This is a genomic window from Streptomyces sp. ACA25 (assembly GCF_028200735.1).
Taxonomy (GTDB): domain Bacteria; phylum Actinomycetota; class Actinomycetes; order Streptomycetales; family Streptomycetaceae; genus Streptomyces.
In genome coordinates, this window is record NZ_JAQKPV010000017.1 from 1 (window position 1) to 13,713 (window position 13,713).

The window sequence follows — 13,713 nt, forward strand, 5'->3', positions numbered from 1 at the left end:
CACCACCGGAGCCTCCTCCAAAATCACATGCGCATTCGTCCCGCCCATGCCGAAGGAGCTCACTCCGGCGACGCGCGGCCCCTCGGATTCGTGAGCCGGCCACTGCTCCAGTTCCGTCTGGACCCGCAGGTTGAGTTCATCGAGGGGGATGTCCGGGTTCGGCGTTCGGTAGTTGAGGCTCGGGGGCAGCATCCCCTCCCGTACGCACAGCGCCGCCTTCACCAGGCCGACAATGCCCGAAGCGCCCTCCAGGTGGCCGATGTTGGTCTTGACCGACCCGACGGCCAGTCGGCGGCCGGGAGCGTGTGCCGCCCCCAGAACGGCGCCGAGGGCCGCCGCTTCGACGGGGTCGCCGGCCTTCGTCCCGGTGCCATGCAGTTCGACATAGCGCACGTCGCCCGGTGCGACTCCGGCCCGTTCGTACGCCCGCCGCAGCAGCGCCTCCTGTGCCTCACGGGCGGGGTGGGTCAGGCTCGGGCCGCCGCCGTCGTTGTTGATGGCGCCGCCTCGGATGACGCAGTGCACCCGGTCGCCGTCCTCGACCGCTCGTGCCAAGGGCTTGAGGACCACCGCCACGCCGCCTTCGCCACGGACGTAACCATTGGCGCGGGCGTCGAAGGTGAAGCACCGCCCATCGGGCGAAAGTGCTCCCATCAACGCCATGCCGGCCGTGCTCTCCTCGGCCAGGATGAGGCTCACACCGCCGACGACAGCGACAGTGCTCTCCCCCCTGAGCAGGCTCTCGCATGCCAGCTGGACTGCGACCAGCGAGGAGGACTGCGCAGAGTCCACCGTGAAGCTGGGACCTCGCAGGCCCAGCAGATACGAGAGGCGGTTGGCGGTGAGGCTCCGGTGAAGTCCGGTCACCGTGTGGCCGCCGATGGCCGTTCCGGAGCGGCGCAGCAGGGTGGCATAGTCGTCGGCGGCGACTCCCACAAAGACACCGGTGTCGGTGCCTCGTAGGTCGCCGGGCAGAATCCGGGCGCTTTCCAGGGCCTCCCAGCCGAGTTCGAGCATCATGCGCTGCTGTGGGTCGGTCGCCGCCGCCTGACGCGGGGACATACCGAAAAACGCGGCGTCGAAGTCTCCCGGTCCTTGCACCGCTGCACGCCAGTTGCCGTCGGACTGGCGCGTGACCGTACTCCGGCCGGTGCGCAACAGGTCCCAGAACTCCTCGATGCCGGGCGCGCCGGGAAGCCGGCAGGACATTCCGATGACGGCTATGTCGCTGTCGCGCAGCACACCGTTCTTCACGGTCATGAGGTCTCCTGGGTCGAGAGAAGCACGTCCGGAATTCACGCACGGCCAGGCGGACACGGCCCGGCGTACGGCTTGCGCGCCGGGCGTCCCGCGACCGCCACCACTGTCCGCGGCGTGCTCCCTTTCGGGCAGGGAGAAGCGGTATCAGCGGCCCGCAGGTCGCAGGTCCAGATCGAGGTTCAGGTTCAGGTTCAGGTTCAGGTTCAGGTTCAGCGAAGAAATACCAGGTACCGGCTATCCCATTCAGCAGCCCCCGACACGCGGGCGCCGAATCCCTCAGTCACCTGGTCACCAGGTGACAGGCAGAGCCACCAGGCTCCGCACCATCATCCCGCCGTTCCATTCCAATTCTTCCTCTGGAACGCCGAGCCGGAGCTCTGGAATCCGTCTGGTCAACGCCTCGATCGCGGCCTGAATTTCCAGCCTCGCCAGGGACGCCCCAATACAGAAATGGGGGCCGTGCCCGAAAGCGATGTGCGGATTTGGCTCGCGGTCCAGGACGATTTCTCCAGCGTGTCCGAAAGCGTCCTCGTCATGGTTGGCGGAGGCCAGGGAGAATACGACCGCGTCACCGGCCCGTACGGACGCTCCTCCCAGCTCCAGATCCTCGGTGGCGATACGGGTGGGTCCCACGGACGCCCACAGCGGTGCGACGCGCAGCAACTCCTCGACGGCAGTGGGGATAAGTTCCGGCCGGGCGCACAGCTGCTCGTAGCGCCCGCGCTCGCGCAGCAGGAGATAGATATGGGAGGCGAGCTGGCTGGCCGTGGTCTCGTGGCCTCCCACGAGCAGCCCGCCGGTGAGCATGATGAGTTCCTGCTCGGTCAGCCGGTCGCCGTCGTCCCGGGCCTCGATCAGTGCTCCGAGCAAGTCGTCGCTGCGGTGTGCCCGGCGCTGCGCGAGGAGGTCGCCGAGGTACTCGACGAAGTCATGCTCGGCGCGTTCGACCTCTTCTGCGGTGTAGCGGGTGGAGGACATCAGGGCGTCGCTGAAGGCGCGGAACACGTTTTGTTCCTCATAGCCGATGCCCATCATGTCGCAGATGATCATCACCGGCACGGGCAGGGCGAGCTGCCGCACGAGGTCCGCGGGCGGCCCGGTCTCGAGGACGTCGTCGAGGAGCCGGTCGGCGATGCTGGCCACGCGCGGACGCATGTCCTTGACGCGTTTCGGAGTGAACGCCGTGGAGGCGAGCCGGCGCAGCCGGGCGTGCGCGGCGGGGGGCAGCCCCATCAAGCCATCGGGTTCCTGGAGTCGGCGCGACGCCCGGGGGACGTCGCGGCCGGCTCCGGCGGCGATGCTCAGCCGGGGGTCGGACAGTGCCTTCTTGGCGTCGGCGTGCCGGGTCACGAGCCAGGCGTCACCCCCGTAGGGCATGCGGACGCGGGCGACGGGCTCTTTCGAGCGCAGTTCGGCGTAAGTGGGGTCAATATCCAGGTCGAGCCGGTTACTGAAGGGATAGAACCGTGGGGATCCGGCCGTTACGGGGCACGCCATGGCAGTTTCTCCTCCACAGGCAGATTCGGGGCGGCATTGATCTTGCTCGGTTCTCTCCTCCGCGGTTTCCCGCTCCCTTCAGCCTTCAGCCAACACCAAACCGCCGAACATCGTCGCGGCATGGCGGGAGACTATGTCAAGTCCCGAAGAAACAGCCGCGAAGAGCCGGGGGAAATCCCGTGAATCGCTTCTGCCAAACCTGCGCTCCACGGTTGAGCGGGGCTCTCGGAGGTGCGACGGGGCATCGACGCAGGTCAGACGGCTTCTTCTTGGGCGTTCCAGGTTCGGATCACGTGGTGGGTGGCCAGCCCTCGCCATTTCTTGATCTTGTTGATCCCGCGCTCGACGGTGTTCCCCTCCTGGTGAAGCTCGGCATCGCAGGAGTGGGCGACCGCCCTTCGAGCCTGGCCTCTTGCGGTTGGCGGCCTGGTTCACCAGTCCCTCCAGGAGCTCGGGGGTCGACGGCCATGCCGACCGCGTGATGTTGCGCACGTGCGACCGTGGAGCAGGACCCGTAGCGTTCGGGGATGTCGCGCCTCGGGCGCCCGGTCCGGAACCTCCACATACCCGCGGTCAACTGTTTGCGCAGGTCAGAGGTCGGTTCACTCGCGCCGAGCGGCAGATGCGGCTCGTACAGTCCCACTCTGCGTCCGTCGGATCGCCTCGTGCCACCCCGGATGTCCACCTTCCCGAGCCCTTCGCCAGAGCGACTTGACCCATCGGTGTCTGAACCTGGAACACGCCCTGGTCGACGCCACTCACTGTGGAACTCAGATCAGGGGGCTCGCGGGCATCGAAGACGCCACTATGTCAGGTCCGGTCTTGCGGGCCGGCGCTCCGGACCGTAACTTGACGGCATCGGCAGAACCGGTCTCGGTACCTCTCCCCCCTTCGCGGTCCCGACGCGTTGTTCACCGACGAGAAGGTCTTTTCATGATGACGCACATCGCGTCCTTCGATTCTCCCGCAGCGGGTTTGTGATTTTCCCGCCCGCCGTCGTTCCGGTATCGGTCCCGCCATTCGCTCACCCGGCCGGACATTCCGCACCGATGACCAGGACCACCGAGCAGATGAGGACGCCATGACGCAGACAGACGACACCGCGCCGCAGCCGATCGAACTGCCCAAGGGCGCCGACGCCCAAGGGCTGCTGGACTGGTTCGCGCACATGCGGAAGCACCGGCCGGTCTTCTGGGACGAGAGCCGCCAGGCCTGGCAGGTCTTCTCGTACCGCGACTATCTGACTGTCACCACCAATCCGCTGATCTTCTCCTCGGACTTCACATCGGTGTTCCCCGTTCCGCCGGAGCTGGCCTTGCTGATGGGGCCCGGTACCGTCGGAGGTATCGACCCGCCGCGTCACGCGCCGCTGCGCAAGCTGGTGAGCCAGGCGTTCACCCCGCGCAGGATCGCCCTGCTGGAGTCCCAGATACGGGAGATCACCGCCGCGACACTCGAACAGGTGCGCGGTCAGGAGCGCATAGACATCGCGAGTGACCTCGCGTATCCGCTGCCGGTGACGGTCATCGCCAAGCTGCTGGGTGTCCCTACGGAGTATCAGGAGAAGTTCCGCGAGTGGGTGGACATCATCCTCAGTAACGAGGGCATGGAGTACCCCAACCTTCCGGACGACTTCACCGAGACCGTCGGTCCCGCCATCGCAGAGTGGGCGGACTTCTTGTACGGGCAGATCGCCGAGAAGCGTGCGAAGCCGGTGGACGACCTGATCAGCGGGCTCTGCGAAGCAGAGCTCGACGGCCGCAGGCTGACCGACGAGGAGACCGTCAACATCGTCGCCCTGCTGCTGACTGCAGGTCATATTTCCAGTGCCACACTGCTCAGCAACCTGTTCCTGGTGCTGGAGGAGAACCCCCGGGCGCAGGCCGAACTGCGCGCCGATCGCTCGCTGATTCCGGGCGCCATCGAGGAGACGCTGCGGTACCGCTCACCGTTCAACTGCATCTTCCGTATCCTCAATGAGGACACGGACATCCTCGGTGAGCCCATGCGCAAGGGTCAGATGGTCATTGCCTGGATCGCCTCGGCGAACCGCGACCCCGAGATCTTCACGGACCCGGACACCTTCGACATCCGCCGGGAGTCCAACAAGCACATGGCGTTCGGTCACGGCATCCACCACTGCCTGGGAGCGTTCCTGGCCCGGCTGGAAGCCAAGGTTTTCCTCAACATGGTCTTCGACGAGTTCAAGGAGTTCCGCATCGACCACGACGCGGTGGAATTCTACGACCCGGACCAACTCACCGCCCGGCATCTGCCCGTGCACGTGGTTCGCGGCTGACCGGCGTCCGGCCGCGCCCGGCCGGACGCGGCCACCACGGTCTCCTGCGGAACCCCTGGGGTGAGAAGTGAACGTTCCCTTCCTCGATCTGGGCGCCGCTCATGACGAGCTGCGTGCGGACATCGACGCGGCGTACGCCCGGGTGACCGGGTCGGGCCGCTATCTACTCGGTCCGGAACTGGAGGCATTCGAGGAGGAGTTCGCTGCCTACTGCTCGGCGCGCCACTGTGCCGGTGTGGGCAGCGGGCTGGACGCGCTGACGCTGGCGCTACGGGCGCTGGGCGTCGGGCCGGGTGACGAGGTGATCGTGCCGGCGCACACGTTCATCGCGACATGGCTGGCGGTCTCCGCCACCGGCGCCCGGCCGGTGCCGGTGGAGCCGGACGAGAGCACGTTCGTACTCTCCCCCTGCCTGCTGGAGGCCGCGTTCACCCCCCGTGTCAGAGCGGTCGTCGTGGTGCACCTGTACGGCCACCCGGTCGATCTGGACGCGGTGCGGGCGGTCGCCGACCGGCACGGCGTGCCCGTGGTGGAGGACGCGGCCCAGGCGCACGGCGCCCGCTACAAGGGGCGCCGGGTCGGCTCCGGCCAGGTGGCAGCCTTCAGCTTCTACCCCGGCAAGAACCTCGGCGCTCTCGGTGACGGCGGGGCCGTGGTCACCGACGACGCGGACCTGGCCGAGCGCGTCCGGCTCCTGCGCAACTACGGCTCCTGTGACAAGTACGACCACCTGGTGCAAGGGTTCAACTCGCGTCTGGACGAGTTCCAGGCAGCGGTACTCCGGGTCAAACTGCCCCACCTGGACGAGTGGAACGCGCGCCGGGCGCGGATCGCCCACCGTTACACGGAGGCGCTGGCCGGCCTGCCGGACCTCGTTCTTCCCTCCGTCGAGCCCTGGGCGACGTCCGCCTGGCATCTCTATGTGGTGCGCACCCGGCACCGTGACGCACTGCGACAACGGCTGGCCGCCGCCGGGGTGGAGACACTGGTCCACTACCCGGTGCCGGTGCACCGGTCCGGCGCGTACAAGGGCACCGAGGAGGCGTGTCGTGCCGGGGCGCTCCCGGTGGCCGAACGCCTGGCGGGGGAGGTCCTGAGTCTGCCGGTGGGGCCTCACCTGCGGGAGGACGGCGTCGAGGCGGTTGCCGCCACGGTGCGGAACGCCATGGAGGAACTTCTGCGGGCGGGCCGAGCCCGGACCGGCTCCCGATGAAGGGCATCATCCTTGCCGGTGGCAGCGGGACCCGTATGCGCCCCCTGACTGACACTCTGTCGAAGCAACTGCTCCCCGTATATGACAAACCGATGATCTACTATCCGCTCTCTGTCCTCATGCTGGGTGAGATCCGGGACATCCTCCTCATTTCCGCCGCCCGGCAGCTGGACATGTTCCGGTCCCTGCTCGGCGACGGTTCACGGATCGGCCTGCGGATCGACTACGCCGAACAGGACGAACCCCGCGGCATCGCGGAGGCGCTCACCATCGGCGCGGAGCATATCGGGGGCGACCAGGTCGCGCTGATTCTGGGCGACAACGTTTTCCACGGCCCCGGGTTCTCCACCGTGCTGCGCGGTGCCATCAGCGAGCTGGACGGCTGCGTACTGTTCGGCTATCCGGTCAAGGACCCGCGGCGGTACGGAGTCGGTGAGATCGACGCCTCGGGGCGGCTGCGCTCTCTGGAGGAGAAACCTGACCGGCCCCGCTCGAACCTCGCCATCACCGGCCTGTATCTGTACGACAACGACGTGGTGGACATCGCCAGGGACCTGAAGCCGTCGGCGCGCGGAGAGCTGGAGATCACCGACGTCAACCAGGTCTACCTGGAGCGGGACAGAGCCCGGCTGATCGAGCTGGGCCGCGGCTTCGCCTGGCTGGACATGGGTACGCACAACTCCCTCCTCCAGGCCGGCCAGTACGTGCAGTTGCTGGAGCACCGCCAGGGCGATCGGATCGCCTGTATCGAGGAGGTCGCGTTGCGCATGGGATACATCAGCGCCGACGCGTGTTACGCGATGGGCCGTGAACTCGGCGCCACCGGCTACGGCGAGTACCTCGTCGACGTCGCCACCCGGGAGACATCGCGAACCGCCCGGCCGTCCCGCGCGGAGCCCACAGGACCATGAGACGCCAAGGAGCACAGAATGTCCCCGTCCGCCGAGCCGTCCGGGCTCTGGCTGCGCCGCTACCGGCCCGTCGACAAGCCTGCGGTCCGTCTGGTGTGCTTCCCGCACGCCGGGGGCGCCGCGAGCGCCTTCCTGCCGCTCGCCCGCAGGCTCGCCGCAGACGTGGAGGTTCTGGCGGTCCAGTACCCGGGGCGCCAGGACCGCAGGAATGAGCCCTTCATCGACTCCGTCGACGGCCTGGTGGACCGCCTGCTGCCCGAGGTGCTCACCTGGACGGACCGTCCACTGGCCTTGTTCGGCCACAGCCTGGGGGCCACCGTCGCCTTCGAGACCGCCCGTCGGCTTCCGCCGACCGGGTCGATGAGGCCGGCGCACGTATTCGTTTCAGGGCGCCGCGCACCGACCGTGTCCCGGGGCGACAGCGACCTTCCCGACGATGAGCTGACCGACGAGATCCGCAGGCTCCAGGGTACCGACGCGAGCCTGCTGGCCGACGACGAGCTGCTCGCCATGGTCCTCCCGGCGATCCGCAACGACTACCGGGCGGCGGCCACGTACCGCTACCGCCCCAGCCCTGCGCTGCGGTGCCCGGTCACCGTGCTCACCGGGGACATGGACCCACACGTCACCGCCGACGAGGCGGCCGCGTGGGCCGGATTGACCTCGGCGGCGACCGTCGTCCGTACCTTCTCCGGCGGGCACTTCTATCTCAACGAGCAGATCGGGGCGGTGTGCGAGGAGATCATGGCCGCCCTCGAACCGCACCTGTCCGCGGGCCGTGCGGGCGCCCGCAGTCGCTGACGCGGGCGCCCGAACAGGTCAGGCGCCTGCCGTGCCGCTCACCGCACCCCGCCGCAACTCCAGCCGGGTCCCGGTGAACGTGCGGCGCATCCGGCGGTCGTGCGTCACCACGACCAGTGCGCCGCCGTATCCGTCCAGCGCCTGTTCCAACTCTTCGACGAGCAGGGGCGAGAAGTGGTTGGTCGGCTCGTCGAGCAGGAGGAGATCGGCCGGTCGGGTCACCAGGCGGGCGAGCTCGATCCGGCGCTGCTGCCCGACGGACAGCGTCCCGACAGGCATCCGGAGGTCCTCGGGACGGAAGAGACCAAGCGCGAGCAGCTCCTCGGCATGCTCCTGCGGATGTCCTGGGCGTCCTGCCGCGAAGGACGCGAGGACCGTACGCCGCGGCTGCTCGACCACCACGTCCTGACGCAGGTGGCCGACGCTCTCCGGAGTGCTCACCGTTCCGCTGTCGGGGAGGAGCTCTCCCGAAAGCACCCGCATGAGCGTGCTTTTCCCCGCGCCGTTCCGGCCGGTGACCAACAGCCGTTCGGCCGGTCCGAGGGTCAGGCTGTCCACATGGAGCCGGTGGTCCACGACGACATCGGTCAGCTCGGCACACGGCCCGGGGGTGTCCGCCGTTCCCGCGGTGATGCGCGCGGTGAAGCTCAGCGGGTCGCTCGGCCGGGGGACGGGGTTCTCCCGGAGGCGGCGCAACCGCTCGTGGGCGTTGCGCGCCTTGCGCGACGTCGCCGTCGACGAGGACCGGGACCGGTGGGCGCCGGCCCCGCTGAACGCGGCGGGTCCCTTCCGGGAGACCGACGCGAGCATCACCCCGGCCGTCTCCGCGAGCCGAGCCTGCCGCTCGGTCTCGGCCAGCCACTCCGCGTACTCGCGCTCCCAGCGGGCCCGGGCGGCGGCCTTCGCCCTGAGGTATCCCGCGTAGCCGTCACCGTATCGGCGCACCGCGCGGATGTCCTGATCGACTTCGATGATGGTGGAAGTGACCGACTCCAGGAACATCCGGTCGTGGGTGATCACTACCACCGTGCCGGGGTGCTCGAGCACATGACTCTCCAGCCATTCCACCGCCCTGGTGTCGAGGTCATTGGTGGGCTCGTCCAGGAGCAGCAGCTCGGGCGAGGCGGCCAGCGTGGCCGCGAGAGCGAGCCGGGAACGTTCCCCGCCGGACAGGGTGCGGACCGCGCGCTCCCGGTCGAGGCCGGGCAGACCGAGGCCGTGCAGCGCCGCGTCCACCCGGGCGTCAGCCGTGTAGCCACCGCGGCCCTCGAACTCGGTGAGCAGAGCGCCGTAGTCCTCGAGCTGCTGCGGTGTGGCGGAACCGAGTACCGCCTCTGCTGCCCGCAACCGCACCTCCACGTGCCGGAGGTCGCCGAACGCGCGGTCCAGGACGTCCCGCACCGTGCCCCCCGCTGTCAGCGGCAGCCGTTGCGCGAGATAGCCGGTCCCACCGGGGGCCTCGACCGTCAGCTCCCCGTCGCATGGTGTGTCCAGACCGGCCATCAGCCGCACAAGCGTCGACTTCCCGGACCCGTTGTCACCGATGACTCCGACTTTCTCACCAGGTCTCACCGTCAGGGACACCCGGTCGAGGACGACGTGTTCGCCGTACCGCTTGGTGACATCGGTCAGGGTGAGCTGAGAGTGAGCGGACGTGGCGCGGGCGGACATGAAGAACTCCTGCTTCTCGGCCCATTGGTCATGACTCAACGACTTATGCGGATGATCCTTCGGGTGGTGCGAGTCGAGGGTGGGGCCGCGAGGCGGATGACGGATGACATGTCGATCGGGCTGGCGACGGTGTTCCCGGAGGAAGCAGTGTAGGCCGCGGTGGATGAGGCCGGGGCGTGTGAGGAGCGGACACGCTCACTGACGGACCGTTCTGCACCTGCGGCTGGATGCCGAAGCAGTCCATCCGGGGCAGGCTCAGCAGGCATGGTGAACCGTGTCGTGCGCTCCAGGAACGGGCCGTTTGCAGACCGGCCGGTGCCGATGGTGAGATCGCCTCCCGGTGGCCCGGGACCGCGCCCCTCGGCCTGGGCGGGTCGCTGGCAGATCATCATCTCGGGTGTGACGTGACCAGTGGCCCGCTGTCGTGGATCGCCTGGTGTGAGAGGCGCATGGAGTCATCATCGGGGAAGTCGGCCTTGTCTCCCCCGCTCCCGGGGCGGTTCACCTCCCGCGTCTGCCGGAGCGTCCTGAACCGCCGGATCACCCCTTGGGAACTGCCGGTGCAGCCGCTCGGGATACGGCCCGTACCCGCCTGCCGGCAGGTCGGGCCGATGAACTCCTGCTGCACATACCCCTTGCCCGGTCACGGGGTCATCGACATGGCCGCCTGCGATCCGGCACCTGCTGTCTGCCGGCTGACGTGTCCTTCCGTGCGCCGGTCGGCGAGAGGGCCTGGCCCGGCTTCCCGACGCGGGTTCAGGCGGTCCTACGTACCGCGTGGGCAGCCGGGTACTCCTCAGTGGCGTCTGCCTGCCGCGCGGGCGCGTCGGGTTCGGCCTCCGCTATCCAGGCGTCGAGTTGCTCCCGGGTGGTGCGGGGGTCGGCCACCAGCGCACCCAGGTCGTCGCCCTCAACGACCGTGGTCGCCAGGGCCGGGCATCGGCGGCAGCCGTCCATACCGATCTGCACCCACCATTTGCAGTGGGTTCGCAGATGGCACCGCGGCACGCTCCGGTTCTCGTCCGCGGGCGTCGCCGCCACCCGCTCCACCAGGGTGCAGTCATTGCCCCTGCGGTGCAGACAGTTGCTGACGCAGTGCGACGCGAAGCGCAGCACCCGGGTCGGCTCGACATCCTCCGGAATGACCGGAAGGGCATCTCTTGCCGGCACGGGATCGGCGAGGTACACGACCTCCCCACCCTGCCCGGAGCGCACGCCCAGTACCACCGACTCCGGTGCGTCGGCCTTGCCGCTCGGGCACCATGTTCTGCTTGTCCCGGAAGGGGCCGCGGTGCTCATCTCTACCTCCTCATCAGTCCAGTGGGGCTGCTACACGACCTGGCCGGCGCAGACCGGAAGGCAGGCGGCGGCCGTGCGCTCCTGCCCGATCGCCTTGGCGAGGTGCGTCTGCAGCTGTGCCGAGGTGATCTGCTGGGGATTGGGCGACGGCTGTGCGGACGCGGTGCCTGCTCCGCCGAGAACGAGCGCGGCGGCCGCGACGGCGGCCGCGGTACCCCCGACAGTGGGGCGACCCGTGTGCTTCATGATGAGACCTCCTGGATTGGCCCTGTGGAAAAGGGGCGTACCAGCACGCTAGGACGCCTCGGAGGTCACCACCGGCAGTTCAGGCGGCTGTTCGGAGGCAGTCCGGACCGCCTCAATGGGATCAGAGCTCGGTCAGCTCTGTTCGCCGGACGTCCATCAGCAGAGCACGTGGACGGAACGCAGGCGGGGCGGTGCCGGTCGCTGACCTACCGGCGGGGCGAATTCCTTTCGCAGGAGCGGGGCGTGGGCCGCGCAGGCTGCCGCGGACCTGCCGGACCGAGGCGGCGGGGCCGGGAGGGCGCGGAGCTCAGTCCGGCCGGAGACGCTCGGAGGCCCCAGGGCGGGCGATGCGCACGGCGACTTCGGCGATACGCGCGGCGGCGACCTCCGCAGGCGCCGAGGACTGCACAATGTGGCTCACCGTCAGGCGCACCAGTGTCTCGACGGCGAGATCCCGTGACGGTGCGTCCACCTGCGGCCACGTCTGCTGCACGTGCGCGGCGAGCACCGCGGTGGCGGTCTCCAGCAACGGTTCGGACCGGGTCGTCAGGTGAGTGAGCAGCCCATCGTCCCCACGTCGGGGGCTGGTCAGCACGGATGCGAGCAACGGGTTATCCGCAGCGGCGCGCAGGGTGTAGCCGACGGCGGCCGTCAGCGCGGCCCTCATGTCCGACGGATGGTCCTGCAGCTGCTGCTCGACGCCGACCAGGAAGCGCTCGACCTCGCGCATCACGAGGGCCTGGCCGACGGCCTCCTTGCTGCCGTACTCGGTGTAGACGGTCTGCCGGCTGACACCGGCTGTGGTGGCGATGTGGGCCATCCGCAGCCGGTCCCAGCCGTCGGCCGCGACCCGCTCGTAGGCGGCGTCAAGAATCCGCTCCCTGAGCAGTGAGCGGACCGACTCCCGATAGCTCGTCACGGCCGCTGAGTCTAGTCAACCGCAACCATTGACGCTCCGGGGAGCTACTGTCAATCTACTGGACAGGTAACCGGCATACTGTCCAGTAGGAGTGGTGTCATGACAGAGACGGCACAGCCATCCGAAGCACCGGCCCCGGAACGGGAGCCGACATGGCGGGACGGCAAGAGGTACCTGTGGCTGCTCGGGCTGGTACTGCCGGCCCTCCCGATGCTGTCCTGGGCACTCGCCGGGGCCACCGGGTCGGGTGTCTTCTGGTGGATCTCCCTGCCGATCGTCTTCGGACTCGTCCCGCTGGCCGACCTGCTGGTCGGCAAGGACTCCGCCAATCCGCCCGACAGGGTGCTGCACAGGCTGGAGGGCGACAGGTACTACCGCTGGTGCACGTACCTCTACCTGCCGCTCCAGTACGCCGCGCTCGTGCTGGCGTGCTGGCTCTGGAGCCGGGGCGGCCTCTCCCCCGCCGACAAGGCCGGCCTGACGGTGACGCTCGGCCTGGTGGCCGGGTTCGGCATCAACACCGCACATGAACTGGGGCACAAGAAGGACGCGCTGGAGCGCTGGCTGGCACGCGTCGCGCTCGCCCAGACGTGCTACGGCCACTTCTACATCGAGCACAACCGCGGCCACCATGTCCGTGTCGCCACACCCGAAGACCCGGCCAGTTCACGCCTTGGCCAGTCGTTCTGGGAGTTCCTGCCGCGCGCGGTGCTTGGCAGCCTTCGCTCGGCATGGGGCCTGGAGAAGCGGCGGCTGGAACGTCGGGGCACCAGCCCGTGGACGCCGCGCAACGACGTGCTCAGCGCCTGGGCCATGTCCGTACTGCTTTTCGGCGTGCTGTCCGCCGTCTTCGGGCCGACGGTACTGCCGATGCTACTGGCCCAGGCAGTTATCGGGTTCTGCCTCCTGGAGGTCGTCAACTACCTCGAGCACTACGGGCTGCTGCGGCAGCGGACGGCCTCGGGCCGGTACGAGCGTTGCACGCCGCGGCACAGCTGGAACAGCGACGACATCGCCTCCAACGTGTTTCTTTACCACCTCCAGCGGCACAGCGACCACCACGCACACCCGGCCCGCCGCTACCAGGCTCTGCGCCACTTCGACGAGTCCCCGCAGCTTCCCACCGGCTACGCGGGGATGGTGCTGCTCGCACTCGTCCCTCCGCTCTGGCGACGGGTGATGGACCCACGCGTACTCTCCCACTACGGCGGCGATGTCACCCGTGCCAACATTCACCCTCGCACCCGGCGCAAGGTGCTGGCCCGCCACGGGGGCGGGGAGCGGTGAGCCACCGCCGATTCGCGTGCCCGGTCCCGCGCCTACGTCACGACGAGGTGCAGGGAGAACCCGGGGGGCTTCCCGGCAGTGGTGGACCTCAGCGTGGTGCGGGCGGGTCGACCGGGCAATGCGCCGCTGGTGGAGTGAAGCCGCTTCGGCCGCTCGCCAGGGGGCTGTCACAGCTCCACGACCGCTTGCCCCGCAGGAGGGAAAGAGCAACAGTTGCCATGGCCCCCATGAGCGCGCGCTGTGTGTGCTTCCTGGCCAGACAAGGCGAAGGGGGAGTTCGCATGACCGCGACCTGCGTCATTTTCGCCGG

General features: G+C 68.8%; 11 protein-coding genes. 5 read left to right on the plus strand and 6 right to left on the minus strand.

All coding sequences use genetic code 11. From position 1 onward, the window contains the following. Both PJ985_RS21190 and PJ985_RS21195 read right to left on the minus strand, forming a co-directional pair. On the minus strand, positions 1-1,260 hold a 1,260-nt coding region (locus PJ985_RS21190), incomplete at its 3' end, for a beta-ketoacyl [acyl carrier protein] synthase domain-containing protein (RefSeq protein WP_271685479.1). Positions 1,261-1,548: 288 nt separating this feature from the next. Beyond that, positions 1,549-2,757 (minus strand): cytochrome P450, encoded by a 1,209-nt coding sequence (locus PJ985_RS21195; protein ID WP_271685480.1) that lies wholly within the window; start codon positions 2,755-2,757, stop codon positions 1,549-1,551. Between the two features lie 1,081 nt (positions 2,758-3,838). On the opposite strand from PJ985_RS21195, the gene PJ985_RS21200 reads away from it, so the two are divergent. The 4 genes from PJ985_RS21200 (at position 3,839) to PJ985_RS21215 (ending at position 7,981) form a co-directional block, all read left to right on the plus strand. Further along, entirely contained in the window at positions 3,839-5,056 is a 1,218-nt protein-coding gene (locus tag PJ985_RS21200) for a cytochrome P450 (RefSeq protein ID WP_271685481.1), read from the plus strand. A 67-nt stretch (positions 5,057-5,123) separates the two neighbouring features. Continuing rightward, positions 5,124-6,269, plus strand: a complete 1,146-nt coding sequence (locus PJ985_RS21205; protein ID WP_271685482.1) for a DegT/DnrJ/EryC1/StrS family aminotransferase — start codon at positions 5,124-5,126, stop codon at positions 6,267-6,269. Continuing rightward, entirely contained in the window at positions 6,266-7,180 is a 915-nt protein-coding gene (gene rfbA / locus PJ985_RS21210) for a glucose-1-phosphate thymidylyltransferase RfbA (protein WP_271685483.1), read from the plus strand. Before PJ985_RS21205 ends, rfbA begins: the two co-directional genes overlap by 4 nt. Positions 7,181-7,198: 18 nt before the next feature. Beyond that, on the plus strand, positions 7,199-7,981 hold the full coding sequence (locus PJ985_RS21215; RefSeq protein ID WP_271685484.1) for a thioesterase II family protein: 783 nt from the start codon (positions 7,199-7,201) through the stop codon (positions 7,979-7,981). Positions 7,982-7,999: 18 nt separating this feature from the next. Here PJ985_RS21215 and abc-f read toward each other — a convergent pair whose 3' ends face one another. From abc-f to PJ985_RS21235, 4 genes are all read right to left on the minus strand, one after another. Further along, positions 8,000-9,652 carry a ribosomal protection-like ABC-F family protein gene (gene abc-f, locus PJ985_RS21220; protein ID WP_271685485.1) on the minus strand — a complete coding sequence of 551 codons (1,653 nt, stop codon included), beginning with the start codon at positions 9,650-9,652 and terminating at the stop codon, positions 8,000-8,002. A 756-nt stretch (positions 9,653-10,408) separates the two neighbouring features. Beyond that, positions 10,409-10,951 (minus strand): hypothetical protein, encoded by a 543-nt coding sequence (locus PJ985_RS21225; RefSeq protein WP_271685486.1) that lies wholly within the window; start codon positions 10,949-10,951, stop codon positions 10,409-10,411. A gap of 30 nt (positions 10,952-10,981) precedes the next feature. Continuing rightward, a complete protein-coding gene (locus tag PJ985_RS21230) occupies positions 10,982-11,197 on the minus strand; it encodes a hypothetical protein (protein ID WP_271685487.1) in 216 nt (71 codons plus the stop codon). 307 nt (positions 11,198-11,504) lie between these two features. Then, complete coding sequence (locus PJ985_RS21235; RefSeq protein ID WP_271685488.1) at positions 11,505-12,116, minus strand: TetR family transcriptional regulator; 612 nt, start codon at positions 12,114-12,116, stop codon at positions 11,505-11,507. 99 nt (positions 12,117-12,215) lie between these two features. Between PJ985_RS21235 and PJ985_RS21240 the strand changes: the two genes are divergently transcribed. Next, positions 12,216-13,403: an alkane 1-monooxygenase gene (locus PJ985_RS21240; protein WP_271685489.1), complete on the plus strand. Its 1,188-nt coding sequence runs from the start codon at positions 12,216-12,218 to the stop codon at positions 13,401-13,403. Positions 13,404-13,713: the final 310 nt, after the last annotated feature.